This is a genomic window from Xanthomonas prunicola (assembly GCF_002846205.1).
Taxonomy (GTDB): Bacteria; Pseudomonadota; Gammaproteobacteria; order Xanthomonadales; family Xanthomonadaceae; genus Xanthomonas; species Xanthomonas prunicola.
Genome location: NZ_PHKV01000002.1, coordinates 325,008 through 351,674, shown reverse-complemented (window position 1 = coordinate 351,674; position 26,667 = coordinate 325,008). Strand labels below are relative to the sequence as shown.

Sequence of the window (26,667 nt, the reverse complement as noted above, 5' to 3'; positions counted from 1 at the left end):
GGCATTGCCCGTCGGCACGCTGGCGCAGCAGGCCCCGCGTGCTGTCGGTAGGCGAGTCGTCGCCCCGTGACGTGTCGGCGGCCGGTCACAGCGCAATTCCGGTTAAGCACCCCTTGCGGCCCTGCGCACTGCGCGGGGCCGCATCGTCTCTCGCCCATGCGGCATGCCGCTGCAGGGTACGGTCTCGTTCACAATCCGCTACAGGCCCGGCGCTAGGCTGATTCAGCCAGTGGATGACAACGCCAGCAACTTTCGGCACTGTCATGCTGTCTGATCCGATCACCGCCTTCCTTTCATCGGCCCTGTGCCGAGAGCCATTCGATGACCTACAACGTTTCTGCGTCCATGAAGGCCGGCCTGCTGGCGCTGGTGTTGACCACTCCGATGGCATTGCTCGCGCGCGCCGATACCGCGTTGCCTGCCGCCGCCACGCCCGACCAGGCGACGGCCACCAAGCTCGTCTACGGCCTGCTCTCCGATAGCCGCTATGCCTACCGGCCGCGCGCGCTGGACGAGGCAATGTCCAAGGACGTGTTCAAGCGCTATCTGGAAACGCTGGACGGCGGCAAACAGTTCTTCACCCAGGCCGATATCGACAGCTTCGCCCCGTTGCAGGCCGGCGTCGGCGATGCGCTGCGCGGTGGCAATCTGGAGCCGGCCTTCCAGGTGTTCTCGGTCTACAAGAAGCGTGTCGATCAACGCGTCAAATACGCGCGCGACTTGCTCAAGCAGGACTTCGATTTCAGCGGTAACGACAAGTTCGAGTACGACCGCAAGGACGTGCCGTGGGCTGCGGATGACAAGCAGCTGGACGTGTTGTGGCGCCAGTCGGTGATGAACGATTGGCTGCGCCTGAAGCTGGCCGGCAAGAAGCCCGACGACATCCGCAAGACGCTGGATAAGCGCTACGTGGCGCTGGCCGATTCGGTCAAGCAGCTCAAGGGCGAAGACGTGTTCCAGTTCTTCGTCAATGCCTATACCAACGCCGTCGACCCGCACACCGATTACTTCACCCCGCGTACTGCCGAGACGTTCAACCAGCAGATGTCGCTGTCGCTGGAAGGCATCGGCGCGCAGTTGCAGAAGCAGGACGACATGGTGGTGATCCGCGAGGTGATCCCGGGTGGTCCGGCGGCGGTGGATGGCACGCTCAAGCCGGGCGATCGCATCGTTGGCGTGGGTCAGGCCAAGACTGGCGCGATCGAAGATGTGATCGGCTGGCGTATCGATGACGTCGTGGCCAAGATCCGCGGCAGCAAGGACACCCAGGTGCGCCTGGAGTACATCCCGGCCGAGTCGGGTATCGACGGCAAGCACCGCACTGTCACCCTGACCCGCCAGAAGGTGCGTCTGGCCGAACAGGCTGCCAAGGGCGAAACCATTACCTTGCCGGCCACGGGTACCGAGCCGCAGCGCCGCATCGGCATCATCAAGCTGCCGGGCTTCTACCAAGATTTCGAAGGCCGTCGTCGCAATGCAACCGACTACGCCTCGGCGACCCGCGACGTCGCCAAGCTGCTGGCCGGCTTCAAGACCGACAAGGTCGACGGCGTGGTGCTGGACTTGCGCAACAACGGCGGCGGCTCGCTCGATGAGGCGATCGAACTCACCGGCTTGTTCATCGAGCAGGGTCCGGTGGTGCAGGTGCGCGAATCCGGCGGCCGCGTCACCGTCAATGGCGACAGCGACCCCAAGGTTGCCTGGGACGGCCCGCTGGGCGTGTTGATCAACCGCGGCTCGGCATCAGCATCGGAAATTTTTGCCGGTGCGATCCAGGATTACGGTCGTGGTCTGGTGATCGGCGAAACCAGCTTCGGCAAGGGCACCGTGCAGAACATCGTCGACCTGGATCGCTGGCCGGCTGCCGAGGGGCAGCGCTATGGTCAGGTCAAGCTGACCATAGCGCAGTTCTTCCGCGTCAGCGGCTCCAGCACCCAGCACAAGGGCGTTGTGCCGGACATCGCATTCCCGGCCAGCGTGGATGCCACCGAGTTCGGTGAGAGCACCTACGACAATGCATTGCCGTGGACGCGCATCGCCGCTGCGCCGCATACCCAGTACGGCAATTTTGCGCCGCTGCTGCCCAAGTTGCAGGCCCTGCACACTGCACGCATCGCGACCGACAAGGAATTCCAGTGGTGGGAAGAAGACGTCAAGCAGTTCCGAGATGAAAAGGCCAAGAAGTACATCTCGTTGAACGAAGCCGAGCGCGTTGCCGAGCGCCAAAAGCAGGATCAGCAGCGCAAGGATCGCCAGCAGATTCGCAAGCAACTCGGGTTGCCGCTGGATCCGCTTGCCGAAGACAGCGACGACGGCCTGACCGGTAACGAGCGCGACATCGTCAAGGACACCGCACGCGAGAAGGCTGCCGAAAAGCGTCCGGATCCGTTGCTGCATGAATCGGCCGCGATCCTGGCCGACGCGCTTGGCTTGCTGTCGCAGGACAAGCCGTTGTCGGCCCAGGTGCTGCCGAAGTCGACCGCGCCGGGACGTTGGGCGGACTGATCGTTCGCCGAGCAGCTGGCGACAAGATCAGCTTGAAGTACAAAACGCCACCGCATCGCGGTGGCGTTTTTTGTTGGCCGACCCTTTCATAGGGGCGACTGCGTGAGCGGTTTGACTGATGATCGATAGTCCGGCTGCCGCGCCTGCGTGTCGTGCGACTCCCCGTTGCGCTTACGCCAGTGCCTGCCAGACGCCTTGCAGGCCGAGCACTAGCAAGGTGGTGAAAAAGAAGCGTCGAAACGTCTCGGCGGAAATGCGATTGCGCACCCAGGCACCCAGCCACATACCGATGGCGGTGGGTAGCAGCGCCCACAATGACGGAGCGATCGCCGCGCGGGGGAGCGCGCCATGCCAGGCCAGGGCACTGGCCAGCGCCAGCGTCGCCACGCCGAAACACCAGCCCAGAGAGCGGATCAACCGCTCGCGCGGTAGTTGCAGGGCGGTGAGGTAGGGCAGGGATGGCAGCACGAACACGCCGGTGGCGCCACTCAGCAGACCGGTGGCCAGCCCGGCCAGTGGCCCTGCCCACGGTTCGTGACGCGCCTGCATCGTCCAGTGGCGGCGGGCCAGCCCAAGCAAGGCATACAACGCCAGCAGCGCGCCCAACCCGGCGCGGACCAGGCTGGGGTCGGCGCCTGTCAGCACCCCTGCACTCAGCCAGGTGCCCAGCGTCACGGTTGCCAGCAATGGCCACAGACGTCGCAACAGGGTCGCCGTGTCCGGTCCCCAGGCTTGCTGCACATTCGTCACAAGCGAAGGCAGAGTCAGTAAGGTCGCTGCCTCGGCAGGCGTCAGCCACAGACCCAGCAGCCCCATCGCAACGGTCGGCAAGCCCATCCCGGCCACGCCCTTGACCCAGCCAGCCAGCAAAAAGACGCCTGCGATCAGACGCCAGTGGGTGTGCAATGTCTCCATGCAGCCAAGGATCCGGGCTTGTTCCGCAGCGGACAATGCGTGATTGTTTGAGGCAGCCTTCGGCAGCGCCGAAGGCTAAGGCGGGATGCCGCGCGTGCTGAGGCCCCTGGCCTGGCTGGCCTGTCTTGTCGGCGGCGAGCGCATGTCGATGACATGCACGTGCTTGTGGAGCGCTCATGCATCTGGAATTTGTCGATTTACGGTTGTTCATCGCGGTGGTCGAGACGGGCAGCATCACCGCCGGTGCGCAACGCGCGGCGTTGTCGCTGGCTGCTGCCAGTGCGCGGATGCGTGCGCTGGAGCTGCAGGTGGGCGCCGTACTGCTGGAACGCGGGCGCCGCGGGGTCAGCCTGACTCCGGCCGGCGGCGTGTTGCTGCGGCACGCACGGCAATTGCAGCGGCAGGCCGAGGCGCTGCAGCTGGAGCTGGGCGGCTACGGGGGCGGTGGGCAGGTGACGCTGCGGCTGGCGGCCAATACCGCGGCGCTGTCGGCTTGGTTGCCCGAACGGTTGGCGGATTTTCTCATCGCACATCCGCAGCTGGATCTGGCATTGACCGAGCAGGGTAGCGACGAAGCTGCCGATGCGGTGCGCGAGGAACGCGCCGACATTGCCGTGGTCGCAGGCCATGCCGATCTCAGTGGGCTGCAGGTGCTGCCGTTCAGTGAGGATCGGCTGGTGCTGGTGATGGCTGCAGCGCATCCACTGGCCGGCGCCGCGACGCTGCAATTGAGCGAGCTCGCGGGAATGGACACGCTGGGGCTGGCCGGCGACAGCGCCTTGCAACGGTATCTGCGCGTGCACATGAACCGCGCCGGCGTGCAGGTGCGCATGCGTGCAAAGGTACAAGGCATCGACGTGTTGTGCCGCATGCTCGCGCAAGGCATGGGCGTGGCGATTCTTCCGCACGCCGCGGTGCAGCGCTCATGCGTGCGCGATCAGCTGGCCACGGTGCCCCTGGATGCAGCCTGGGCACCGCGGCAGCTTTCGATCGTGCTGCGTCACCAGCCTGCTCCGTCGACCATGCTGCAAGCGCTGGTGGATTGGCTGCAGCGCGACTGAGCTGCGTAGCGTCAGAGCGGCCGGCATCGTGACAGCGTTACGTCGCCGGCGCGATCAACGCGGCCAGGCGAATTCGGCCAGTACCGGATAGTGGTCGGACGGCAATACACCGCCGGGACGATGATCCAGCGTGGAAAAACGTGTCGGTGTCAGACCGCGGAACAGGATCCAGTCGATGCGACGGGTCGGTTGCGTGGTGAAGTCCTGAAAGGTTTTTTCCGGGCCTTGCGGCTCGGAGACGCGGGCGCGTGCATCTCCAAGCGTGGTGGTGAGCACGCGGTAAGTGCCCTGGTCAGGATCGCTGTTGAAGTCGCCGGTCAGCACCACCGGGATGTCGGCCGGCAGTGTGGCGATGTGCGACAGGATCAGGCGCGCGCTGTGCTCGCGTGCGGCCTCGTCCTGGTCACGGTGGGCGAAGTGCGTGTTGAGCAGATAGAAGCGGCGCTTGTCGCTGCGGCGCTCGAACAGGGCCCAGGTCACCATGCGCGGCAGGTCGGTGTTCCAGCTGCTGCTGCCGGGGACCTGTGGCGTTTCCGACAGCCAGAAATCGCCCGATTCCACCACCGACAACGCGCGGCTGTCGTAGAACACGCCCATGTGCTCGTCGCTGTCATCGCCACGGCGGCCCTTGCCGAACCAGCGGTAATCAGGCAGGTGCGAGGCCAGGTACTGCGCCTGCTCCTGCACCAGTTCCTGGGTGCCGAACACATCGGGATGGGTCTGTTTGATCAGCGCAACCATCGATGCCCGCCGCACCGTCCAGCGTCTGTCGCCATCGGTGTCCACCGGCACGCGCACGTTGAACGACATCACCCGCAACGGCGCCGGCGCGGACGCGGCAACGGCCGGCAGCGCCATGCATAGCGTGAGGATGGCGGCGAAAAAATACCCTGACGCAGCGCGTAGCGATAAGCGTGGCATGTCGTGGATCTCCAGAAGACAAGCGGCAAGTCTAGCCAGTACGTATGACCGCTGTGGGTGCATTGCGCAGGCGCTTGACGCCGTCGCACATCGGCGTAGCATTTGCACCAAGCCGGCGGAGAGACCGCCAGCTGACCACTCAACCGTGAGGGATTCTCATGGCAACACCGTACGACTATCTCGTGTTTATCGGGCGCTTCGAGCCCTTTCACAACGGCCACGCCGCCGTCGCCCGCCATGCGCTGGGCAAGGCGAGAAAGCTCATCATGCTGATCGGCTCGGCCGACACGCCCCGCACCATTCGCAATCCGTGGACCGTCGCCGAACGTGCGGTGATGATCGAATCTGCGTTGCCCGACGAAACTGCGCGGCTGATCGTGCGCCCGCTCCGCGACCATCTCTACAACGAAAGCCTGTGGATCGCCGAAGTGCAGCGTCAGGTTGCCGAGGCAGTACAAGCCGATGGCGGCAATCTGGATGCGAACATTGGCCTGATCGGCATGGACAAGGACGCCAGCAGCTATTACCTGCGTGAGTTTCCGCAGTGGCCGCTGGAAGATGTGCAACACACGGCGACGCTGTCGGCCACCGAATTGCGCCGCTATCTGTTCGAAGCCGGCGATATCGGGTTCCACGGTGGCTTGTTGATGCTGCGCGGCAATGTGCCGGCGCCGGTGTACGACATGCTGGAAGCGTTCCGGCGTAATTCGCCCAGCTACGCGCAGCTGGTGGCCGAATACCGCTTCATCGAGCAATACCGCGCCGCGTGGAAAGACGCACCCTATCCGCCGACATTCGTGACCACCGATGCGGTCGTGGTGCATTCGGGCCATGTGCTGCTGGTGCGGCGTCGCGCCGAGCCGGGCAAGGGCTTGTGGGCCTTGCCGGGTGGATTTGTCGGCCAGGACGAAGGTCTGCTGGATTGCTGCCTGCGCGAGCTGCGCGAGGAAACGCGGCTCAAGTTGCCGGTGCCTGTGCTCAAGGGATCGTTGCGTGGGCGGCAGGTGTTCGATCACCCCGAACGTAGCCAACGCGGACGCACGATTACCCATGCGTTTCATTTCGAATTTCCAGCCGGCCAATTGCCTGCGGTACGCGGTGGCGACGACGCCGATAAAGCGCGCTGGATCCCGATCGCTGAAGTGATGGCGATGGGGCCACGCCTGTACGAAGACCACCTGCATATTCTTGAATTCTTCCTGGGCCGTGGCTGAGAGCGCAAACGCCTGCGTGTTGCCGTAAAGCGACGTGGCCGCACGCAGTGTGACCGTTTGAACCGTGACCTCCCGCCGGCGGACAGACCGCTGGTTCATTCGACGCGAAGGAGCTTCCGTCATGCATTACCTCGATAACCTGCTGCTCAATACCGATAGCTACAAGGCCAGCCACTGGCTGCAATATCCGCCTGGCACCGATGCCTCGTTTTTCTACGTCGAATCGCGCGGTGGCCTGTACGATCAGACCGTCTTCTTCGGCCTGCAATCGATCCTGAAAGAAGCCATCAACCGGCCGGTGACGCACGCCGACATCGACGATGCGAAGGAGTTGCTGGCCGCGCACGGCGAGCCGTTCAACGAAGCCGGCTGGCGCGACATCGTCGACCGGCTTGGCGGGCAGTTGCCGATCCGCATCCGCGCCGTGCCCGAAGGCGCGGTAGTGCCAACGCATAACGTGCTGATGACGATCGAGTCCACCGACGCTAAGGCGTTTTGGGTGCCGTCGTATCTGGAAACCTTGTTATTGCGTGTGTGGTACCCGGTGACGGTGGCCACCGTGAGCTGGCAGGTGAAGCAGATCGTGCGCGACTACCTGGAGCGCACCAGCGACGATCCGGAGGGGCAGTTGCCTTTCAAGCTGCACGACTTTGGCGCGCGTGGTGTGTCCAGTCTTGGCTCGGCTGCATTGGGCGGTGCCGCCCATCTGGTGAATTTTCTTGGCACCGATACGTTGTCGGCGTTGCTGCTGGCGCGTGCGCACTACCACACGCCAGTGGCGGGATATTCGATTCCCGCTGCCGAGCACAGCACCATCACCAGTTGGGGCCGCGAGCGCGAGGTGGATGCGTATCGCAACATGCTGACGCAATTCGCGCGCCCGGGTTCGATCGTGGCGGTGGTGTCCGACAGCTACGACATCTACCGCGCCATTGCCGAGCATTGGGGCACCACCTTGCGCGAGGAAGTGATCGCTTCCGGCGCAACGGTGGTGATTCGTCCGGACTCCGGCGACCCGGTGGATGTGGTCGAGCAGTGCCTGCTGTTGCTGGACGAGGCGTTCGGTCACCAGGTCAATGGCAAAGGCTACAAGGTGCTCAACCATGTGCGGGTGATCCAGGGCGATGGCATCAACCCCAACTCGCTGCGTGCGATCCTGGAACGCATCACCGCGGCTGGCTATGCCGCCGACAATGTCGCGTTCGGGATGGGTGGTGCGTTGCTGCAAAAGGTGGACCGCGACACGCAGAAGTTCGCGTTGAAGTGTTCGGCGGTACGCGTGGATGGGCAGTGGATCGATGTCTACAAGGACCCGATTACCGACCAGGGCAAGCAGAGCAAGCGCGGCCGGCTGACCCTGCTGCGCAAACGCGACGATGGCAGCTACCGCAGCGCCTTGCTCGATGAGGTGGGCACCCATGCCGACAGCGAAGATGCGTTGGTGACGGTGTGGGAAAACGGCGTGTCGCAACAGGAGTGGACGCTGGAGCAGGTGCGCGCGCGTGCCAACGCCGCACGTCGCTGACGCGCGGCGCGCGGGGTTCGCCATGCACGCTTCCATCGACGACATCTCCTTGTTGCCTGCGTCACCGCTGTTGGCGCGTCTGCGCGCCGCAGCGCCCAGTCTGCAGCGGCGCGTGCCGCTGCAGGACGAGGCCAGCCGCTGGCATGCAGTGCACATCGGTGCGCGCACCTATCGCGCGGCGTTGCCGATTACCTTTACCCCATATGCCTCGGTGCGGCCGTGTTCGGCGCGCTGTGGGTTCTGTTCGGAGAATCTGCGGCAGCATAGCGGTGGTCGTGCGGCAGCGACGTTGCAACCTGGGCCTGCGTATTTCCAGCAGTTGAGCGCTGCGTTGCAGCTGCTGCGGGATGTGCCGCTGTCGTATTCGTTGTCCGGTCTGGAAATGACCGACGATGCGGCGTGGTTGCAGAGCTTGCTGCAGACCTTGGCAACAACACCGAACGGCCCGTGTGTCGAGCAACGCGTGCTGTACAGCAATGGCGCCGGGTTGGCGCGCGCACACGGTGCGCAGTTGATCGATGCGCTGGTCGCCTTCGGGCTGTCGTGGGTCGAACTGTCGCGTCACCATCGGTTGCAGGAGGGCAACGACGCGATCATGCGTTTCCGCCCTGATGAGCCGATCGCCGATGCGGCGATCTTCGTACAGACAGCACAGCGGCTCGCAGCGCGGCTGCCGCTGCGATTGGTGTGCATCGTGCAGCGCGGTGGCGTGGACAACGCCGAGGCCATTGCGCAGTACATCGCATGGGCGCGCAGCTGTGGTGCCAGCCAGGTGATCTTTCGCGAGTTGTCGCGGCTGGACGATGCGTACCGCAGCAACGGCACGCTGCGCTATATCCACGAGCACCGCGTCGGCGTTGACACCTTGCTGGCCGAGTGCATGCAGCAGCCCTGGTGGTCGCGCTGGCAACCCGATAGCCTGACCGAAGGCTATTACTTCTGGAATGTGCGGCTGCGCGATCAGACGGGCCTGCAGGTGGTCTTCGAAAGCGCCGACTACGCCGCGATGCACACGCGCCACGCCACCGGCGATCTGTACAAGCTGGTGTTCTTCGCCAACGGCCGTCTATGTGCGGGCTGGGATCCGGATGCCGATGTGCTGTGGGACCCTGCCGATGGATGAGTTCGATCAGCGCAGTTGGTGGACGCCGGCCCCGGACGATGCCGCCTGGGCGCTGCCCGACGATCTGCGCGCGGCCGACCCGCTACGCGGGCGCGATTGTGGCTGGGTCAACCAGATGCGTCCGTTCGTGCGTCATTTCAGCCAGCCTGGCGAGCAGGTGTTCGATCCGTTCTGCGGCTTCGGCAGCACCTTGTTGGCAGCCGCGCTGGAAGGCCGCAACGCGCATGGCATGGAGATCGATCCGGCACGTGCGCAGTTGGCGCGCACGCGCTTGCAGCGGCATGCGGTGGAGGCACCGGTCGTGGTCGCCAGTCTGGCGGACACCGCGCCGGCTGCGCGGATCGACCTGTGCCTGACCAATGTGCCGTATTTCGGCTGCCACTGGCAGGGCGAAGAGTTACCCGGCCAGCTCTACGCCAGTGGCGATTACGCCGGCTATCTGACCGGCATGCGTGCGGTCTTTCATGCGCTGCGCAAGCAGATGCGGCCTGATGGCGTAGGCGTGGCGATGGTGCAGAACGTGGTGGTCGGCGGCCGCGTGATTCCGCAGGCGTGGGACGTGGGCCGGATCCTGGCCAGCCTGTTCACGCTGCGCGAGGAGCGGGTGCTGTGCTATCGGCGTCCGGCCACAGCGCTGGTGCATGCCAATGCCGAGAGCAATCGCGGCCACGAATACGCGCTGATCTTCCAGCACAGCCGTGCCCGGCTGGATCTGCAGCAGGCTGCGCAGCTGCTGCAGGCGGTGCACGCGCAGGGCCTGCCGGTGGTCGTGCATGGCAGCTACGCGCGCTGGCTGGAGTCACCGACCCTGGTGCCGGAGGGCCCGGCCGATCTGGACCTGATGCTGCGCGCCGAACAAGCGCTGTGGGACCTTCTTGCGCATTGGCTGCAGCAGCAGGGCTTCGCGCTGAGCTTGTGGGGCGAGCCGTGCCGTGCCCCGGTGGCGCTGGCGGCGGTGCGTGCGCACCACTACCTGCGAGCCGAGCGCATCGGCGCCGATGGCCGCCGTCTGCAGGTGGACCTGCAATTGCCAGCGGATGAACCGCCGTTGCCCTGACCCGGCAACGCGACGCCGCGCGCACATGGGTTGCCGCTATGCTCTGTGCCGGTTTTGGATGCCGGAATCTCCCTATGTCTTGTTCTTCCCTGATCGCGCGCGGCGCACTGCTTGGCGCGCTGGTAACCCTGGCTGGCTGCGGTGGCAGCAAGGGCGACACGATGTTGATGCGCGAGTCGTTCAATTCCGATGACACCTATTCGCGCAGCGTGGCGGCCAGTTCGCCGCAAGCCTGCGAGGCGGCGCGGCGTGTGCTGTTGAGTCAGGGCTACGCTGTGACACGCGCAGATGCCGCCGCGGTGGAGGGCAGTAAGAACTTCCAGCTCAAGGAAGCCGACCAAAGCGAGCAGCTCAATTTGCGCATTTCCTGCGCCACTCAGGACGGCGGCAAGGCGCAGGTGTTCGTTAGCGCGCTGCAGGACCGTTACGCGCTGAAGAAGAGCTCCACCTCGGCCAGCGTGGGCGTTGGCGTGCTGGGCTCGTTATCGCTGCCGGTCGGTAGCAGCGGCGATTCGCTGGTGCGCGTGTCCAGCACCACGGTGCAGGATGCGGCCTTCTACAAGCGCTTTTTCGAACGCTTGAACTCGTATCTGCCCAAGGTCACCGAGGCGGTGCCTGCCGCCGCGAGTGCAGCGCCCGCACCTGCATCTGCACATGCGGCCATACCAGCGCCGGCAGCCGCAGTTCCCGCGACACCTGCAGCGACGACACCGCCGCCTGCATCACCTGCTCCCGCTCCAGCGGCTCCCTCAACGGTTGCACAGCCGCCGGTTGCGCCATTGCCGGTTGAAGCGCAGGACCCGCCGCCAGCACCGGCGAAGGTGCCGCAAACCGAGCCCACTACGCAGCCGTGATGGGGTGTTCACGCTCCGCGCCAAAGTCTGAATAGCCAGGTGCGCGCTTCACATTGTGTTCTCGACCCAGCGGCCAGAGTGCGCCCATGACTCGCCGAGCGGGCGAGAAACGTGGAGAACAACGATGAAATTGCGCACCTCCCTGCTGGGTATGTCCCTGATTGGCCTGATGGCAACGAGCACCTTCGCCCAGGCGCAAAGCTATTCGCATCAGCAGCGCTATACGGAAGCAGACGAAGGCCGCAGGTTCAACGATGGCACCCGCGTTCGCTGCCGCAATGTCGAAGTGCAAAAGAACTCGACTGACCCGAACCGCATTGGCGGCACGCTGGCTGGTGCTGCGATTGGTGGCTTGCTGGGTAACCAGGTCGGCGGCGGCAACGGCAAGAAGCTGGCGACCGTAGCGGGTGCGGTGGCGGGTGGTGCAGCCGGCCGCACCATCCAGGGTAATCGCCAGCAGGCCAATGGCAATCGTCAGGTCGAGCGCGTCTGCGAACGTCGTTGAGCCTGGCGAAGTGACTGATCTGAATGCGAGCCCCGGCCATGCCGGGGCTTTCTACGTCTGAGGGTTGCGGCACCGTGCCGACGATTGATTGCGCATGTCATCGATGAGTTCTGCCCACGCGCAAAGCGGTTCATTGTTGCTGCGGCCAACATCTGCTCCGAGGTCGATGTCGACATCGATGTGGCGGGCGGGCAGGCGCAGAGTTGCTGCGGTGATGTGTGCAAGTGCCCTTGTCGTGATGCAGCCGCTGCAGGTGGCGGGTGCTGCGCCGAGCGAGACCGCAAACGCCGCCAACGCAGATTGCGTGGAAGCACTGCTGCGACGGCTGGGCTGGACCATCCGTCGCGCCGCGGTGAGCGTACCGGTGATACAGCGCGGCGAGCCGTGTACGCGTGGCTCGCTTGCGCAGGCGCAAGCCACGGGTGATCTGCAGCTGACGCTTCCGGCCGCCTGGAACACGCACCAGCGCGGCACAGCGCTCACTGCCGTGCTGGACGATGCGGCGACGCACTGCGCCTATGCGTTCGAACTCGGTGCAGCCACCCGTCGCGCGGTAACGCAATTGCAGAACAACACGCACTACCGCTTCTCGGCGGTGCAGCTGGGGTGGATCGGATTTGGCTGGCGTGGCGCAGCGGCGCAGGGCTGGAGTGGTTTTCGCAGTTTCGGTCGCGGGTATCAGCCGCGCGGCAGCAATGCGCAGGCACTGGATGCGTTCTACCGCGGTCAGGTGCGCTCCGAATGCGGCGTGGGCCGGCAAGTCGCTCAGCTCGCCACACAGCGCGAGCTGTTCGGCGATGCCGGGTTCAATGAGTCGTTTACGCCTGGCGAACTCTCGATCGGCACATTTCTAACCTTGCACGACACCGACAGCATTCTGCTCGGTGCGCATGCCGGCGAATTTTTCGCCGACGGCAAGGCGGTGAAAACCTCGCAACTGGGGCGGCAAGCGTTTGTCGGTGCGCCGGGGTTCATCGCGCACGTATTGGACAAGTCCTATCTGGATGACATCCACAATCAGGCCGAAAATTTCGTGGTGGTGGACGTGGGCGATGCAGCCGCGCAAGCGCTGGCGCAGCACGGCGGTTTTGCATATTACGACGCGCGCAACCGGCAGATCTGGGAGCTGGCCCAACAGCTGCGCGGGCCTGGCAAGCGTCGCTTCGAGCGGTTGCTTTACGAACGCGATGCAGGGTTGCGCGCCAGGCTCGACCCGCAACAGCAGACCCAGCTGCAACAGCTGCAGACGCTGCTGGACGACCCGTTTTATCAAGGCTTTTTAGTCTATGTGCACCCCAAGGGCATCAAGCCGATCGGCTATCACGTTGCGCGCCTGCTCGACCGTAACCCGCGCACGCCGTATGCCATCGACCTGACCTTGCACAATCTGCGCACCACCTTGTACTGGCGCTGGGTCGACTGGCAGCTGCAGCAATGCAGCGCCGCCACCGCAGCGGAACAATCCATTGAGAATTCCGCCACGCCAGCGTACGCCGGGCGTGGCACCCTGCACTGATCAACGCATGAGGAGCGATTATGGAACTGGGTATGGTGGGACTGGGCCGCATGGGCGCCAACATGGCCGAGCGCTTGGTCAACGGCGGGCATCGCGTGCATGGCTACGACCCCGGCGCGAACGCGCGCACCAGCGCGCAGGCCAAGGGCATCGTCACGGCCGATGCCTTGGCGGCGCTGGTGTCCGCGCTGCCTAGCCCGCGCGTGGTGTGGCTGATGGTGCCGGCGGGCAAGATCGTCGATGACACCCTGACGCAGCTGTTGCCGTTGCTGCAGGCCGGCGACATCGTCATCGATGGCGGTAATTCGTATTACAAGGATTCGCAACGCCGCGCGGCGCAGTTGCAGGAAAGCGGTATCGCGTTCGTCGACTGCGGCACCAGCGGTGGCGTCTGGGGCTTGAAGGAAGGCTATAGCCTGATGGTCGGCGGCGAAGAGGCTGCGGTGACCACGCTGCATCCGATCCTGGCCACGCTGGCGCCTGCGCCGGACAAGGGGTGGGGACGGGTGGGTCCGAGCGGTGCCGGCCACTTCACCAAGATGGTCCACAACGGCATCGAGTACGGAATGATGCAGGCCTATGCCGAAGGCTTCGCGCTGATGCAGCACAAGACCGATTTCGCGCTGGACCTGCACCAAGTTGCCGAAATCTGGCGCGACGGCAGCGTGGTGCGGTCATGGCTGCTGGATCTCACGGCCGATGCGCTGACGCATAACCCGACCATGGCCGGCATCGCGCCGTTCGTGGCCGATTCGGGCGAAGGCCGCTGGACGGTGGCCGAAGCGATCGATCTGGAAGTCTCGGCACCGGTCATCACGCTGTCGCTGATGGAGCGGCTGCGCTCGCGCGACAAGGATTCGTTCACCGACAAACTGCTGGCGGCGATGCGCAACCAGTTCGGTGGCCACGCAGTGATGACCACGACCTCTGCAGCGCCCACGATCGGCAGCAAGGACGCCTAAGCGGTTCGATGCAAGGGCGGTGCGCGCCCGGGCGAAGGCGCGCACTGTCGGTCTTGCAGAACGTTTCGCATTGCATGCGAACGCACGATTGCGTTTGCATCATTGAGCGGGGTCAGCTCGTCGCCCGTTTGTTGCGCGGCCGATGCAGCGCGACGGCATTGCTGCCAAGCACCGAGCAGCGTGCTTTACATACGGAATGCAGATCGCTTCGCGCTAAGCGGCCAGCATTAAGTAGGGTACTTGCAAAGCACGACGCATCTGGCACATAGCGAACAGGATCGCTCACGTGCAGACGCAGGCAAGCAATCACCACGCACATGCATCCCGCCGTGCCGACTCTCAAGCACTACAGCCCGTGCGCAGCATCCAACCACTGCACCTGCCCACGCGCAGCGCTGCGTTGCGCAAGTTCCACCAGCTGCATCAGCTGTATCGCGTCGCTGCCGCTGACCGGTGCCGGGCCGGTGCCGGCCAGCGCGTCGCGAAAGGCGGCGTAGGACTGCCGGTAGTCACCCGGCAGGTTGTCGGGCTGATGCGTGTGGACACGGCCTTCGTCATCGATGCGGGTCAGCGTTCCCGCGAATGGGTCGACGCCCCAGCCGACCGTGCCGGGGCGACGGCCGGCGCGCAGCTGATCTTCCTGAGTATCCAGGCCGTGCTTGAGGTAACTGCCGCGCGTGCCGTGCACGGCGAAGCGCAGGCTGCCATCGGCCACCAGCGACCCCGCATGCAGAATCACGCGCAGCCGCGGGTAGTGCAGGGTGACGTGGAAGTAATCGATGCTGCGTGCCTGATCGCGCTGACGTTGCAGGTCCGCGCCGATGCCCTGCGGCATACCGAATAACTGCAGCGCCTGATCGAGCAAGTGCGGGCCCAAGTCGTACCAGAGTCCGGCGCCGGGGCTATCGCTCTCGCGCCAACGGTCGCGTACTTGCGGGCGGTAACGGTCGAAGTGCGAATGGAATTCCATCACCTCGCCGAGCTGGCCTTCTGCAATCAAGCGGCGCACGGTGAGAAAATCCGCATCCCAACGGCGATTCTGGAACACGCTGATGATGCGTCCCGCTGCGTTGGCGGCATCGACCATTTGCTGCGCCTGGGCAACGTCTAGTGCGAACGGCTTGTCCACCAGCACATGCTTGCCGGCGGCCAAGGCCTGCAGCGCGAAAGGCGCATGGGTCTGGTTCGGGGTGGCAAGTACCACTGCATCCAATGCGGGATCGGCCAGCGCACTGTCGAGGTCGGCAACCACGTTGATGCCGGGAAAGTCGGCCTGCGGCTGTTGCGGCTTGGACGACACCACGCTGTGTAACTGCAGGCCTGGCGTGCTTGCAATCAGCGGTGCATGAAACGTGCGGCCGACATAGCCGTAGCCGACGACGGCCAGATTGAACGGTTTAGGCATTGAAAACGGTTCATCGCAACGACGAAGGGAACCCGCATGGTATTGCACCTGTGCGTGTGCGCAGGGTTCACACCCTCTCCATGCAACGGTCACGTCTGCTCGACGAGCGCCGCCGCAAGCTGCGCCCACGCTCAACAGTGAGGTACTTGGTATGAAGAACATGATCAATGCACGTAAGTTGCTGGCTCTGTCGCTGTCGCTCGGCCTGACGCTCGGCGCGTCGCAGGCATTCGCGGCCCCGCAGGAACATGCCGACCACAAGGACCACGCTGCTGGCATGAATGAGTCCAAGAAGCCGGTCACCGACACCTGGATCACCACCAAGGTCAAGGCCGATCTGCTGGCCACCGATAACGTCTCCGGCACCGATGTGAAGGTCGAGACCAGGAACGGTATCGTGACCCTGACCGGCGCAGTTGCCACTCAGGCCGAGCACGACAAGGCTGTGGCTGTTGCCAAGGGCATCGAAGGCGTCAAGAGCGTCAAGTCGACCGGCCTGAAGGTCACTGCTGCGAAGAAGTAAGCGCAGCCGCTGCGAATGCCGGGGGCGCCGAGGCGAGGCGGCGCACCCGAGCACAAGGCGCACTCCACGGAGTGCGCCTTTTTTCGTCTGCAGGGACCGGCCGGCGGGCCGATGGACGGCAGGGCACTCGCACCATTTTCACATTTACTGCACGTATGCTATGCCCATTCAGCTATGTCACGGGCGAGTGTGACTTCTCTGAATCATTAATCTGGAAATATGCGCGATCGGAGACAATGCCGACTTGTGCTTGGCCCCCCGTAGCGAGCGGAAACCGATCTAGCAATGCAAACAACGGTCCAAGCAGACAAGTGGGATCGCTGGCGCCTGCCTCTGTTGGCGGTTGCCGTGTGTCTGATCGTGGTGGTGCCGTCGTTGTTGCTGCAGCAGATGGCGCGTAACGCCAACCGCGCTGCGGTGTGGGTCTCGCATAGCCAGGAAGTGCAGGAGACCTCGCAGCGGCTTGAAGCGGCGATGCGCGACACCGAATCGGCGGCGTTGATGCGCGCGTACGGTGTGGAACGCGAGGCGCTGCATGAGCGCATGCGTCGCGGGCGGCGCGAGTCGCTGGCCGCGGTGAATCGGTTGATTGAATTGACCAGGGACAACCCCGCGCAATTGGTGCGCATCGGGCGCATCCAGAGCACCATCGAACGGCGTTTGCTGCTGGCCGAGCGCATTGCGGGGACCACTGCGCCGGAGCAGATCCGCGTACTCATCAACGACATGACCGTGAACAACCCGATCCGTGTGCTGATCGACGACCTGCAAAGCGCCGAAGGCCGTTTGTTGGCGCTGCGTCATGCGCGGGCCGAGACCGAACGCATGCATTACGCCGTGCTGAGCTGGACGGCGCTTGCGGTGCAACTGCTATTGCTGAGCACGGTGACCTGGCTGCTGCAACGGCAGATCCGGCGCCGGCTGGCGGCCGAGCAGGAATACCTGCGCGCCAACGGCCGCGCCAGCTCGGTGCTGCAGACTGTGCGCGAGCCGATTGTGTTGCTGGATGCCAACCAACGCATCGTGTTACACAACCCCGCCTTCGCCGAGCTGTATTGCCTGGAAGAGCGCGGCAACGAATCGATGGCGCTGGAGGATGTGGGCGAGGGCGTGTGGCGCGATACCCAGGTCCATCAGCGGCTGGCCGACGTATTGCTGCGTGGTCGTGAACTGTGGGATTACGAACACGAGCAGCGTGGCGCCGATGGCGTACTACGCACCATGTTGATCAACGCACGCCGCATGCCCCTGCCCGACACCACCGATGAAGATGTGGTGCTGATGACGGTGAGCGACATCAGCCTGCAAAAGAGCGCGCAGATGCGTATCCAGGAGCTCAACCGGCAGATGGAAGGCAAGGTGGAGCAGGTGTCCGAAGTGAACCGCGAGCTGGAAGCCTTCAGCTATTCGGTCTCGCACGATCTGCGCGCGCCGTTGCGGCACGTGGCCGGATTCTCGGACAAGCTGGCGCGCCATCTGGGCGATGCGGCCGACGAGAAGTCGCGTCACTACATGGAAGTGATCAGCAGCTCGGCGCGGCGCATGGCCTCGCTGATCGACGATCTGCTGGTGTACTCGCGCCTGGGCCGCGGAGCGCTGCGCCTGCAGGCGGTGGACATGCAATCGCTGGTGGCCGAAACGCGTGCGATTCTGGATTCCAACGTGCAGAGCGAAAACACCGGTCACCGGGTGGAATGGCATATCGCGGCGCTGCCGGTACTGGTTGCCGACGAAAACATGATGCGCCAGCTGTGGATGAACCTGCTCGGCAATGCAGTCAAATACAGCGCCAAGCGCGAGGTGGCCAAAATCGAGGTCAGCTACACGCCGATGGCCGACGGCGGCCACCAGTTCAGCGTGCGCGACAACGGCGCCGGTTTCGATATGGAATACAGCGGCAAATTGTTCGGTGTGTTCCAACGCTTGCACAAGGCCAGCGAATACGCCGGTACCGGCATAGGCCTGGCCAGCGTGCGGCGCGTATTGACGCGTCACGGCGGCCGGGTCTGGGCCGAAGGCGTCGTCGACGAAGGCGCCACGTTTTATTTCGTGTTACCACCTGCGCTTGAAGCGCCCAACCAAGAGTTCAGTGTATGACCGCCATCCGTACCATTCTTCTGGCAGAAGACAGCCCGGCCGATGCGGAAATGGCGGTCGACGCCTTGCGCGAAGCCCGCCTTGCCAACCCCATCGTGCACGTCGAAGATGGCGTGGAAGCCATGGACTATCTGTTGCGCCGGGGCATGTTCGCCGACCGCGAGGAAGGCCTGCCGGCAGTGCTGCTGCTGGACATCAAGATGCCGCGCCTGGACGGGCTGGAAGTGCTCAAGCAGGTGCGCAGCGACGAGACACTCAAGCGCCTGCCGGTGGTGATCTTGTCGTCCTCGCGCGAAGAAAGCGATCTGGCCCGCAGCTGGGACTTGGGCGTGAATGCCTATGTGGTCAAGCCGGTGGATGTGGATCAGTTCTTCAACGCGGTCAAAACGCTCGGCACGTTCTGGGCGGTCATCAACCAGGCACCGGAGCTGGACTGACCCATGCCGCATGAGGGTGGCAATCTGGAGCAGCTGAAGATCCTTCTGGTGGAAGATTCACCGGAAGACGCCGAGCTGTTGTCCGACCAGTTGCTGGATGCCGGGCTGGATGCGGCATTCGAGCGCGTGGACAGCGAGCCGTCGCTACGCTCCGCGCTGGAGACCTTCCAGCCGGACATTGTGCTGTCGGACCTGAGCATGCCGGGCTTTTCCGGCCATCAGGCGCTGCGTCTGGTGCGCCAGAACGGTGCCACGCCTTTCATTTTTGTTTCCGGCACCATGGGTGAGGAGACCGCGGTCAAGGCGCTGCAGGATGGCGCCAACGACTACATCATCAAGCACAACCCCACGCGCTTGCCGAGCGCGGTGATTCGCGCGATTCGCGAGGCGCGCGCCGATCTGGAACGCCAGCGCGTGGAAAGCGAGCTGATGCGCGCGCAGCGTCTGGAGAGCCTGGCGATGCTGGCAGCCGGCCTGAGCCATGACCTTCGCAATATCCTGCAGCCGCTATTGATCGTGCCCGACCTGCTGGCCGGGCGCACCGACGACCCGCAGCTGCGTCAGTTGGCCAACGTAGTGGCCGAGTGCGGCCGGCGCGGACATGAGATGGCCGAGTCGATGTTGTCGTTCGTGCGGGGGTCCAATAAGCCGCGCGAGCAGGTATCCGTCGCCAGTCTGTTTCAGGCCGTGCAGATGCTGCTCAAGAGCAGCCTGCCTGATGGCGTGCGTCTGCAGATGGACACCATTGCCCCGGATCTGACCATCGAGGCCAACTACACCGAATTGCAGCAATGCCTGCTCAACCTTGGCTTGAACGCGATCCAGGCGATGCCGGCTGGCGGCATCCTGATCCTGGCGGCCGATCGTTATGATGCCACGCGCGTGCGCATGAGCGTGGTCGACACTGGCGTGGGCATGAGCGATGAAACCCGCGCGCGCCTGTTCAGCCCGTTCTTCACCACCAAGGCCGATGGCACCGGGCTGGGGCTGATTTCGTGCAAGCGCATCATTGAGAGCTATGGCGGCAGCATCGTGGTCGATAGCCGGCTGGGCGAAGGCACGCGTTTCGACATGATCGTGCCGATGCGCGCGGTGTCGGTGGCAGTGACGGAAACCGAGCTGCCGCTCGCACTCGGCCGTGGGCAGCGTATTTTGCTGGTGGACGGCGAAGCCACGCGCCTGTCGCTGTTGGGCAATGCACTTTCCAGTCAGGGCTATCAGCCGCAGTTGGCCAGCGATGGTGCCGCGGCCCTGCAGTTGGTGCAGCAGCACGCGATGCCGGACCTGGTGATCATCGACAGCGATATCATCCTGCTCTCGGCAGTGAGCGTGCTGTTGAGCATGCAGGAGCTGGGGTACCAGGGCCCGGCGATCGTGCTGGAAGATGCTGGCGCGCCGCTGCAGCGGGCGCATTTTCCGTCGGATCTTCCGGTGCATGTATTGCGCAAACCGTTGGAAATGCGCCGGGTCTTTCGCGCCGTTTCGCATGCGCTGGAAGTGGCCTGACACCACGTGTCTGCGCACTCGGTGCGGTGCCATGCGATTGCAACAGTTGACGCCCACGCCGGCCGCATGCCCGAATAACGTATGACCACCGTGCTTCTCAGCCTCGGCAGCAACGTCCAGCCGACCTACTACCTGCGCTTGGCGGTCGCCGCCCTGCGTACGCGCTTTGGCCAGATTGACGTTTCCCCCGCGTACCGCACGCCGGCGGTGGGCTTCGATGGTCCCGACTTCGTCAATAACGCGGTGGTATTGCAGACCGATCTGGAGCTGGACGCGCTGGATCACTGGCTGCATGCGCTGGAAGATGCGCACGGGCGCGATCGCAGCGGCCCGCGTTTCAGCGACCGCACGCTGGATGTGGATGTGGTGTTCTTCGGCGATTGCATCGTCGAAGGCCCCAGGCACCTGCGTATCCCGCGGCCCGAGCTCAAGCACGCATTCGTGCTCAAGCCGCTGGCCGATATCGCGCCGGATTTTATCGACCCGCTGAGCGGGAAGAGGTTGGCAGCGTTGTGGCAGGCGCATCCGCAGTACGGCAGCGCGTTTACGACGGTGGAACTGGACACGGCTGCGCAGGAGTTGCGTGCGGCGCAGTAGCATCCTCTAGCGGCGCGGGTGAGCGTGGCTGAGCAAGCGTGCGAGCAGCCATGCGCCGTGCGAAACCTGTATGGCAGTGGCAGCTGGCGATGTGTCGGCCGAACCGACGCGCGCGACCGAGATAGTGAGTCTCCGCGGCGGAAGCACGCGGAGCCGACAAGCGCCGCTCAACTGAGTTGACGGCCACCATCGACGTGCAGGGTATGGCCGGTGACGAAGCTGGCGTCGTCCAACAACCAGCGCACGGCTTCGGCAATTTCCTCGGGCGTGCCGATGCGCGCCAGCGGCGTGCGTGCGAGCAGCGCCTGCTTGGCCTCGGAGGGCTTTCCTTCTTCCGGCCACAGGATCGCCCCAGGCGCGACTGCGTTGACGCGGACGTGCGGCGCCAGTTCCAGCGCGAGCGAGCGGGTCAACATTTCCAGCGCGCTCTTGGACGCGCCGTACAGCGGATGATTGCGCATCGGCTGCTGTGAGTGCAGGTCGGTGAGGTTGACGATGGCACCGCGGTGCTGACGCAACTGGGCGGCAGCGGCCTGGGCAATGAAGAATGGCGCGCGTGCGTTGACTGCAAACAATTCGTCCCATTGCGCTGTGGTGGCCTCACCGATGGGGGTGGGGTAGAACGCCGAGGCATTGTTGACCACCCCGTCCAGGCGACCAAAGGCGGCAATGCAGTCGGCCACCAATTGCGCGGATGCGTCGGGCAGGCACAGATCGGCGTGCAAGGCGTGGGCGCTGCCGGCACGCTGTGCGCATAGCTCCGCCACGCGCGCGTCCAGCACCTCAGCGGAACGGTGTGCATGCAGCGCAACGCGGTGGCCGGCGGCGTGCAGCGTGGTGGCGATCTGCGCGCCGATGCGGCGGGCGGCACCGGTGATCAACACCACCTTGGAACTGTCTGTCATGGCGTACTCGCTCGGCGTTGCAAAGGGCTCGGCTATCCTGTGCATTGTCCCCGCAACCGGTGCCCGCATGCACGCCGACCTTCCCACCCCCGATCCGGACGCGCTGGCGCACAGCGACCGGCTGGCTGCGCATGTGCGCGCCGAAATCCAGGCCGCCGGCGGTGCGATTCCGTTTTCGCGCTTCATGGAGCTGGCACTGTATGCGCCGGGCCTGGGGTATTACAGCGCCGGCGCGAGCAAGTTCGGCGAGGCCGGCGATTTCGTCACTGCCCCGGAATTGGGGCCGTTGTTCGCGGCCACCGTCTCCGGCGCGTTGGCGCCCGTGTTGCAGCAGCTTGGACCACAGGCGCGTGTGCTGGAAGTGGGCGGCGGCAGCGGTGCGTTTGCCGAAGTCACGCTCAAGCGGCTGCTGGAGCTGGATGCACTGCCCGAGCGTTACGCGATCCTGGAACCCAGCGCCGACCTGCGCGAGCGTCAGCGCGAGCGGCTGGGGCGCAGTCTGATCCCGCCGGTGTTCGATCTGGTGGAATGGCTGGATGCGCCGTTCCCGGACGATTGGGATGGCGTGCTGTTCGCCAATGAAGTCATCGACGCATTGCCCACGCCGCGCTTCGCACTGCGCGATGGGCAGGTGTATGAAGAAACGGTAGTGCTGGATGCGCAGCAGCGCTTCGCACGTGGCGAGCAACCGGCCGATGCATTGCTGAGCGCGGCCGTGCGCCACCTTGAGCGTTATCTGGAGCAGCCGTTCGCCGATGGCTATCGCTCCGAGTTGTTGCCGCAGTTGCCATACTGGATCCAAGCGGTGGCTGGCGGTTTGAAGCGCGGCGCGATGTTGTTCGTCGACTACGGTTACCCGCGGGGCGAGTTCTATCGTGCGCAGCGCGAGGACGGCACGCTACGCGCGTTCTATCGGCATCGCATGCATGAAGATCTGTACCGTTGGCCGGGTCTACAGGATCTGACCGCATCGGTGGACTTCACCGCGTTGGCCGAGGCAGGCACCGGCGCAGGTTTCGAGCTGGCCGGTTACTGCACGCAGGCGAGCTTTTTACTCGGTAATGGGCTGGATACATTGTTGGCGCAAGCCGATACGCGCACTGATGAAGTAGGACGCATGCGTCTGCGCGAGCAGATCAAGCGGCTGACCCTACCCAGCGAGATGGGCGAGCGTTTTCAGGTGATGGGCTTCTCGCGCGATGTCGACTTTGCACCTGCTTTCCTGGCCGGCGATCTCACATGGCGGCTGTAACGCAGACGCTGCGCCCGTTTCATCGGCCGCGGTTGTGGGTGGGGTTATGGATCGCTGCGATCGTGGTGGTGATTGCGGTCTGCCTGGGGCCGCCTCCGGAGATTCCGGAGTTGCCGGATAACAGCGACAAGGCCGAGCACTTTTTGACCTTCGCGCTGTTGTGCTGGGGCGCGGTGCAGTTGTTTGCCACCCGTCGCGCGCAGGTCGTTGCGGCTATCGGTCTGGTGGCTCTAGGTATCGGCATCGAGATCGCGCAAGGCGCACTGACGACCAATCGGAGCGCCGACCCCTACGATGCGCTGGCCGACACGCTGGGCATTGCTGCCGGCTTGTGCCTGGCGTGGACGCCGTTGCGTTTTGTGATGTTGCGGATCGATCAGCGCCTGTTTGCGCGGCGTTGAGTTGCGTGTGCGGTGCATGCGTGTACGAACGCACGCCTGTGCCAGGCATTGGCGCTATCGGGCGATGTGCTTGCGATGGCGCACGAGGCGTCGGTAGCGAGCACTGTGTCGTTGTGGTAGCCGACTGCGGTGTCTGACGTCCCAGATCAGGCGCATGCTGGCATCGAGTGGCAGCCATGCGCACATCCTCGGATGAGGCGTCGGTCGCCGCCCGTGGATGGGCGAATTACAGCTTCATGTTCAAGCCAAGATAGAGCTGGCGCCCTGCCGCTGGCGAAAACATTGGCTGCGCCTGCGTCCAGAAGAAGCTGTCGTACCACACGTAGGCATATTCGCGGCCGGTGGCGTTGCGGACCTGCAGATCCACGCTCCAGGCGGGATTGAGGGTGTATCTGGCGGTGAGATCCAGGGTGGCGAAGCCGCCGTATTTGCCGGCCAGGTTGCGCTCCTCCAGATAGTAATCGCCTTGCGCGCGGCCCTGCATGCCGAGGCGCAGCGCAGCGGTCGGGCGGTACTCGACGCCGATGTTGCTGATGTAGCGCGGTGTTGCGGCCACTTCGCGGCCGGCCAGCGACAGGCTGGCATCGCGGTCGTCGCGTTCGATCTTCGCTTCCTGGTACGCGTGCGATGCCCATAGCGTCCACCTGTCGCCCAGCTGCGCATTGATCTGCGCATCCACGCCGCGCCGGCGTGTCTTGCCCAGGGTGACGGTGGTACCGGTGGCGGGCATGTTGGAGACTTCGTTGGCCGCGTCCTGTTGCCAGACCGCGATGCGCGCCTGGCTCCCCTGGAACGGGCTGAATTTCATGCCCAGTTCCATGCCGGTGTTGGTGGAAGGCCGCACGTCCGGCTGCCCGGCGGTGAGGTAAGCCGGCGCCGTGGAGCCGGTCAGCACCTGGAAGCTGCGGCCCCAGTTGGCATAGACGTTGGTGGTCGGGGTGAAGGCGTAGACCAGGCTCAGTTTGGGCTGCTCGATGGTGCCGTAGCGCTGCAGCGGTGCGCGAACGCCGCCCGGCAGTTGGGTGTGGCCATCGAAGCGGTCCACGCGGTAGGCCGGCACGATCTTCAGCGCCTCGATCGGCTGATAGATCGCCTGCACGTAAGCGCCCCAGTTGTCGAAGGTATGGCGGTCGTCGTTCTGGATGCGTGCCGGAGTGGCATTGAAATCGGTGGGCTCGGCGTAGCTGAAGCGCTCGCGTCGGTAGGCGTTGTCCTGATGCTCGTAGTTGACGCCGCCTTCCAGAGTGAGCGTGTCGCTGCTGCGCCAGGTCAGCGTGTTGAGCATGCCGACCTGGGTCTCGTCCCAGATGCGGCGCTGGCGTGGCGCATTGCCGGTGGGCAGGTCGCTGAAGGTCACCTGGCGGTCGTCCAGATAGCGGTTGGAGTAAAGCTTGGTGCCAAAGAACAGTCCTTCTGCCAGCTTCAGATCCAGATGGACGCCGAACTGGCGCATGTCGCGGTCGTCGCCGTCGTTGCGGTTGCGCAGGTCCGAGCTGCGACGGTCTGCCTGCATTTCCGCTGCGGTCATGAAACCGGGTTCGTCGGCCTGGTTGTGATAGACGCGTGCGGTCAGGCCGATGCGCATGCCGTCGTCGAGGTTGCCGTAGAACCATTTGCCGCCCAACGAATACTTGCTGGAGGTGTCGTGCTCGCGGTAGCCATCGGAGGCCTGCACGCCGACGAAATAGTTCTGCGCAAACCCGTCGCGTTCGCGGCCCACGGCCAGCTGCGCATCGCGGGTGTTGAAGCTGCCATAGGTCAGGCGCGCGTCGGTGTAATTGCCGCCCTGACGCGTGCCGAAATTGATGTTGCCGCCGATATTGTGCAAGCCGTAGCGCGGATCATTGGTGCCGCGCACCACCTCGATGTAGCTGATGTCCAGCGGGAACAGCATGTCGATGAAGCGCTGATTGCCGCTGTTGACGTTGCTGGGAATGCCGTCGATCAGGGTCTTGATCGCATTGAGGTAACCCTCGCCGTTGAAAGCGCGAAAGCTGACCTTGCCCGATTCGGCGCCTTGCCGGGTTTCGGTGAGCTGGATGCCGGGCATCTGCCCGAGCAGCTCCCAGCTATAGGACACGTTCTTGTCCTCGATCTGGTCGGCGCCCAGCACGTCCACCGAGGTCAGTACCTGATGCGCGGTGAGTTGGCCTTCGTCATGCTGATGGACATCGACCTTGCCGAGCGTCAGCGCCGAATCGGACGACTGCGCATGCGCTTGGCCGGCCAACAGGACGGCAGCCATTGCCGCCACGAGAATGTGGATCTTCATGGATCGAACGACACCGATGCGACGGAGCTGATCACCCTATGTGTCAGCTAATGCAACATTATAACATATATGAATCGCGTCTCTGTTTCTTGCTGAAGCTGGACAGCGCAGCATGTGTTGCACGCCCGTCTGGGCATGCGAGCGGCACGTCGAGCGCGCTTTGCCCGGGCGCGTAGCCTGGTCAGCCAGGCATGCGCACCGGGCGTTCGCGCAACCACTTCGTAGCCACCCACTTTTCGCCGGCCAGCACCGGTGCCCCAGCATGCAGGCTGCGCGTCATCGGGTGTGGGCGGTCATAGCTGAAAAACACCGCGTTGCCCTTGACCGCTGCAATGTCCAGATGCACATCGGGAAAGCGCGTGGCCCCGCCGCGGTCGGGCGTGTTGAGATACATCACCAGTGAGGCGACGCGTTGCCCGCCGGCCTGCAGCAATACCGGCGTGCCCGCTGCGTCGGGGTCGAAGTAATCGTAGTGCGGCTGATATTCGGCACCCGTGCCGTAGCGCAGAACCTGCAAGCCCTCGCCGTGATCCATCGGCCAGTCGAGCAAGCGCGCGATACGCGCTTCGATGCGTTGGCACAGCACATCCTGGCCAACGCGCAGACACATGCTGTCGCTGGTGCGCGCTGCATGCACCACGTACTCCCCGTTCGCATTGTCCACGGTGCGCGAACGCGCCAGGCACGGTTGTGCCAAGGCGATCAATGCATCGCATTCGTCGTCGGAGAGAAAGCCGCCGAGCACCACCACGCGCGGTAGCAACAGGCTGATCAGCACGCGCACGTCGCGGTCGCCCAGTGCCAGCAGCGATGCATCGTTGTCCTGTTGCAGCGACGGCACGCGCACCGGCACCGGCAGGCCGTGTGCCAGCGCGTGTTGCTGGATGTGGGCACGGACCAGTGCCTCGACTGCATCGATAGCGTCCTGCGCGTTCCAGCCCTGATCCAGTAGCGGCTGTAGCGCTTGCTCGGGCGGATGGCCGGCCACGGCCTGCGCCACGATCCAGTCGGCCAGCGCCGTAGGGATATCAGTATGTGTCATCGCTCTACAGTGCATGTCGCTGTGTGGCATCCGTGTGTCAATTGTGTCGCGGTAAGACAAATGAAACAGATG

Annotated in this window: 23 protein-coding genes; 17 read left to right on the top strand and 6 right to left on the bottom strand. The window is 64.4% G+C overall.

Translation table 11 applies throughout. The features are described from left to right. Positions 1–345: 345 nt before the first annotated feature. Entirely contained in the window at positions 346–2,505 is a 2,160-nt protein-coding gene (locus XpruCFBP8353_RS08015; RefSeq protein ID WP_207759618.1) for a carboxy terminal-processing peptidase, read from the top strand. Between the two features lie 171 nt (positions 2,506–2,676). On the opposite strand, the gene XpruCFBP8353_RS08010 is transcribed toward XpruCFBP8353_RS08015, so the two are convergent. Continuing rightward, positions 2,677–3,420 (bottom strand): sulfite exporter TauE/SafE family protein, encoded by a 744-nt coding sequence (locus XpruCFBP8353_RS08010; protein ID WP_101362759.1) that lies wholly within the window; start codon positions 3,418–3,420, stop codon positions 2,677–2,679. Positions 3,421–3,596: 176 nt separating this feature from the next. On the opposite strand from XpruCFBP8353_RS08010, the gene XpruCFBP8353_RS08005 reads away from it, so the two are divergent. Next, a complete protein-coding gene (locus XpruCFBP8353_RS08005; RefSeq protein ID WP_101362758.1) occupies positions 3,597–4,481 on the top strand; it encodes a LysR substrate-binding domain-containing protein in 885 nt (294 codons plus the stop codon). Between the two features lie 54 nt (positions 4,482–4,535). On the opposite strand, the gene XpruCFBP8353_RS08000 is transcribed toward XpruCFBP8353_RS08005, so the two are convergent. Continuing rightward, entirely contained in the window at positions 4,536–5,402 is an 867-nt protein-coding gene (locus XpruCFBP8353_RS08000) for an endonuclease/exonuclease/phosphatase family protein (protein ID WP_101362757.1), read from the bottom strand. Positions 5,403–5,560: 158 nt separating this feature from the next. Between XpruCFBP8353_RS08000 and XpruCFBP8353_RS07995 the strand changes: the two genes are divergently transcribed. The 8 genes from XpruCFBP8353_RS07995 (at position 5,561) to gnd (ending at position 14,158) form a co-directional block, all read left to right on the top strand. Then, entirely contained in the window at positions 5,561–6,616 is a 1,056-nt protein-coding gene (locus tag XpruCFBP8353_RS07995; protein WP_101362756.1) for a bifunctional nicotinamide-nucleotide adenylyltransferase/Nudix hydroxylase, read from the top strand. 121 nt (positions 6,617–6,737) lie between these two features. After that, entirely contained in the window at positions 6,738–8,141 is a 1,404-nt protein-coding gene (locus tag XpruCFBP8353_RS07990; RefSeq protein ID WP_101362755.1) for a nicotinate phosphoribosyltransferase, read from the top strand. A 22-nt stretch (positions 8,142–8,163) separates the two neighbouring features. Beyond that, positions 8,164–9,264: a hypothetical protein gene (locus tag XpruCFBP8353_RS07985; RefSeq protein ID WP_101362754.1), complete on the top strand. Its 1,101-nt coding sequence runs from the start codon at positions 8,164–8,166 to the stop codon at positions 9,262–9,264. Further along, entirely contained in the window at positions 9,257–10,321 is a 1,065-nt protein-coding gene (locus XpruCFBP8353_RS07980) for a DNA methyltransferase (RefSeq protein ID WP_101362753.1), read from the top strand. The genes XpruCFBP8353_RS07985 and XpruCFBP8353_RS07980 overlap by 8 nt, the downstream gene beginning before the upstream one ends. 74 nt (positions 10,322–10,395) lie before the next feature. Next, positions 10,396–11,175: a DUF2242 domain-containing protein gene (locus XpruCFBP8353_RS07975; RefSeq protein WP_162300981.1), complete on the top strand. Its 780-nt coding sequence runs from the start codon at positions 10,396–10,398 to the stop codon at positions 11,173–11,175. A gap of 124 nt (positions 11,176–11,299) precedes the next feature. Next, positions 11,300–11,680, top strand: coding sequence for a glycine zipper 2TM domain-containing protein (locus tag XpruCFBP8353_RS07970; protein ID WP_101362751.1), 381 nt, complete (start codon positions 11,300–11,302; stop codon positions 11,678–11,680). Positions 11,681–11,918: 238 nt separating this feature from the next. Beyond that, positions 11,919–13,196, top strand: coding sequence for a hypothetical protein (locus tag XpruCFBP8353_RS07965; RefSeq protein WP_243391087.1), 1,278 nt, complete (start codon positions 11,919–11,921; stop codon positions 13,194–13,196). Between the two features lie 20 nt (positions 13,197–13,216). Then, positions 13,217–14,158: a phosphogluconate dehydrogenase (NAD(+)-dependent, decarboxylating) gene (gnd, locus tag XpruCFBP8353_RS07960; protein ID WP_101362749.1), complete on the top strand. Its 942-nt coding sequence runs from the start codon at positions 13,217–13,219 to the stop codon at positions 14,156–14,158. A 346-nt stretch (positions 14,159–14,504) separates the two neighbouring features. On the opposite strand, the gene XpruCFBP8353_RS07955 is transcribed toward gnd, so the two are convergent. Beyond that, entirely contained in the window at positions 14,505–15,563 is a 1,059-nt protein-coding gene (locus XpruCFBP8353_RS07955) for an oxidoreductase (RefSeq protein ID WP_101362748.1), read from the bottom strand. Positions 15,564–15,714: 151 nt separating this feature from the next. Here XpruCFBP8353_RS07955 and XpruCFBP8353_RS07950 point away from each other — a divergent pair, with 151 nt between their 5' ends. The 5 genes from XpruCFBP8353_RS07950 to folK all read left to right on the top strand — a co-directional run bounded on the left by XpruCFBP8353_RS07950 (position 15,715) and on the right by folK (position 20,723). Next, the gene (locus XpruCFBP8353_RS07950) at positions 15,715–16,086 is read left to right on the top strand and encodes a BON domain-containing protein (RefSeq protein WP_162300980.1); all 372 of its coding nucleotides are present in this window, start codon (positions 15,715–15,717) and stop codon (positions 16,084–16,086) included. Positions 16,087–16,371: 285 nt separating this feature from the next. After that, positions 16,372–18,183 carry a sensor histidine kinase gene (locus XpruCFBP8353_RS07945; protein WP_101362747.1) on the top strand — a complete coding sequence of 604 codons (1,812 nt, stop codon included), beginning with the start codon at positions 16,372–16,374 and terminating at the stop codon, positions 18,181–18,183. Then, on the top strand, positions 18,180–18,620 hold the full coding sequence (locus XpruCFBP8353_RS07940; RefSeq protein WP_003482689.1) for a response regulator: 441 nt from the start codon (positions 18,180–18,182) through the stop codon (positions 18,618–18,620). Before XpruCFBP8353_RS07945 ends, XpruCFBP8353_RS07940 begins: the two co-directional genes overlap by 4 nt. A 3-nt stretch (positions 18,621–18,623) precedes the next feature. Beyond that, complete coding sequence (locus tag XpruCFBP8353_RS07935) at positions 18,624–20,126, top strand: ATP-binding response regulator (RefSeq protein ID WP_101362746.1); 1,503 nt, start codon at positions 18,624–18,626, stop codon at positions 20,124–20,126. Between the two features lie 81 nt (positions 20,127–20,207). Then, entirely contained in the window at positions 20,208–20,723 is a 516-nt protein-coding gene (folK, locus tag XpruCFBP8353_RS07930; protein WP_101362745.1) for a 2-amino-4-hydroxy-6-hydroxymethyldihydropteridine diphosphokinase, read from the top strand. Between the two features lie 167 nt (positions 20,724–20,890). Here the strand turns inward: folK and XpruCFBP8353_RS07925 are convergent, their stop codons facing one another. Next, a complete protein-coding gene (locus XpruCFBP8353_RS07925) occupies positions 20,891–21,628 on the bottom strand; it encodes a pteridine reductase (RefSeq protein WP_101362744.1) in 738 nt (245 codons plus the stop codon). Here XpruCFBP8353_RS07925 and XpruCFBP8353_RS07920 point away from each other — a divergent pair. Together XpruCFBP8353_RS07920 and XpruCFBP8353_RS07915 are read left to right on the top strand one after the other, a co-directional pair. Then, positions 21,627–22,880, top strand: coding sequence for a class I SAM-dependent methyltransferase (locus tag XpruCFBP8353_RS07920; protein ID WP_207759602.1), 1,254 nt, complete (start codon positions 21,627–21,629; stop codon positions 22,878–22,880). The genes XpruCFBP8353_RS07925 and XpruCFBP8353_RS07920 overlap by 2 nt on opposite strands. Then, entirely contained in the window at positions 22,868–23,281 is a 414-nt protein-coding gene (locus XpruCFBP8353_RS07915; protein WP_101362742.1) for a VanZ family protein, read from the top strand. The genes XpruCFBP8353_RS07920 and XpruCFBP8353_RS07915 overlap by 13 nt, the downstream gene beginning before the upstream one ends. A gap of 226 nt (positions 23,282–23,507) precedes the next feature. On the opposite strand, the gene XpruCFBP8353_RS07910 is transcribed toward XpruCFBP8353_RS07915, so the two are convergent. Both XpruCFBP8353_RS07910 and XpruCFBP8353_RS07905 read right to left on the bottom strand, forming a co-directional pair. Next, the gene (locus XpruCFBP8353_RS07910) at positions 23,508–25,553 is read right to left on the bottom strand and encodes a TonB-dependent receptor (protein ID WP_101362741.1); all 2,046 of its coding nucleotides are present in this window, start codon (positions 25,551–25,553) and stop codon (positions 23,508–23,510) included. 181 nt (positions 25,554–25,734) lie between these two features. Next, entirely contained in the window at positions 25,735–26,595 is an 861-nt protein-coding gene (locus XpruCFBP8353_RS07905) for a 2OG-Fe(II) oxygenase (RefSeq protein ID WP_101362740.1), read from the bottom strand. Positions 26,596–26,667 lie beyond the last annotated feature (72 nt).

Bases quoted from the DNA above. Each gene is read 5' to 3' on its own strand.
- XpruCFBP8353_RS07985 (WP_101362754.1), top strand. From the start codon at position 8,164: ATGCACGCTTCCATCGACGACATCTCCTTGTTGCCTGCGTCACCGCTG.
- XpruCFBP8353_RS08015 (WP_207759618.1), top strand. From the start codon at position 346: ATGAAGGCCGGCCTGCTGGCGCTGGTGTTGACCACTCCGATGGCATTG.
- XpruCFBP8353_RS07955 (WP_101362748.1), bottom strand. From the start codon at position 15,563: ATGCCTAAACCGTTCAATCTGGCCGTCGTCGGCTACGGCTATGTCGGC.
- XpruCFBP8353_RS07925 (WP_101362744.1), bottom strand. From the start codon at position 21,628: ATGACAGACAGTTCCAAGGTGGTGTTGATCACCGGTGCCGCCCGCCGC.
- XpruCFBP8353_RS07950 (WP_162300980.1), top strand. From the start codon at position 15,715: ATGAAGAACATGATCAATGCACGTAAGTTGCTGGCTCTGTCGCTGTCG.
- XpruCFBP8353_RS07945 (WP_101362747.1), top strand. From the start codon at position 16,372: ATGCAAACAACGGTCCAAGCAGACAAGTGGGATCGCTGGCGCCTGCCT.
- XpruCFBP8353_RS07905 (WP_101362740.1), bottom strand. From the start codon at position 26,595: ATGACACATACTGATATCCCTACGGCGCTGGCCGACTGGATCGTGGCG.
- XpruCFBP8353_RS08005 (WP_101362758.1), top strand. From the start codon at position 3,597: ATGCATCTGGAATTTGTCGATTTACGGTTGTTCATCGCGGTGGTCGAG.
- XpruCFBP8353_RS07980 (WP_101362753.1), top strand. From the start codon at position 9,257: ATGGATGAGTTCGATCAGCGCAGTTGGTGGACGCCGGCCCCGGACGAT.
- XpruCFBP8353_RS07975 (WP_162300981.1), top strand. From the start codon at position 10,396: ATGTCTTGTTCTTCCCTGATCGCGCGCGGCGCACTGCTTGGCGCGCTG.
- XpruCFBP8353_RS07910 (WP_101362741.1), bottom strand. From the start codon at position 25,553: ATGAAGATCCACATTCTCGTGGCGGCAATGGCTGCCGTCCTGTTGGCC.
- XpruCFBP8353_RS07995 (WP_101362756.1), top strand. From the start codon at position 5,561: ATGGCAACACCGTACGACTATCTCGTGTTTATCGGGCGCTTCGAGCCC.
- XpruCFBP8353_RS07970 (WP_101362751.1), top strand. From the start codon at position 11,300: ATGAAATTGCGCACCTCCCTGCTGGGTATGTCCCTGATTGGCCTGATG.
- XpruCFBP8353_RS07935 (WP_101362746.1), top strand. From the start codon at position 18,624: ATGCCGCATGAGGGTGGCAATCTGGAGCAGCTGAAGATCCTTCTGGTG.
- folK (WP_101362745.1), top strand. From the start codon at position 20,208: ATGACCACCGTGCTTCTCAGCCTCGGCAGCAACGTCCAGCCGACCTAC.
- XpruCFBP8353_RS08000 (WP_101362757.1), bottom strand. From the start codon at position 5,402: ATGCCACGCTTATCGCTACGCGCTGCGTCAGGGTATTTTTTCGCCGCC.
- gnd (WP_101362749.1), top strand. From the start codon at position 13,217: ATGGAACTGGGTATGGTGGGACTGGGCCGCATGGGCGCCAACATGGCC.
- XpruCFBP8353_RS07940 (WP_003482689.1), top strand. From the start codon at position 18,180: ATGACCGCCATCCGTACCATTCTTCTGGCAGAAGACAGCCCGGCCGAT.
- XpruCFBP8353_RS07915 (WP_101362742.1), top strand. From the start codon at position 22,868: ATGGCGGCTGTAACGCAGACGCTGCGCCCGTTTCATCGGCCGCGGTTG.
- XpruCFBP8353_RS08010 (WP_101362759.1), bottom strand. From the start codon at position 3,420: ATGGAGACATTGCACACCCACTGGCGTCTGATCGCAGGCGTCTTTTTG.
- XpruCFBP8353_RS07965 (WP_243391087.1), top strand. From the start codon at position 11,919: ATGCAGCCGCTGCAGGTGGCGGGTGCTGCGCCGAGCGAGACCGCAAAC.
- XpruCFBP8353_RS07920 (WP_207759602.1), top strand. From the start codon at position 21,627: ATGGCGTACTCGCTCGGCGTTGCAAAGGGCTCGGCTATCCTGTGCATT.
- XpruCFBP8353_RS07990 (WP_101362755.1), top strand. From the start codon at position 6,738: ATGCATTACCTCGATAACCTGCTGCTCAATACCGATAGCTACAAGGCC.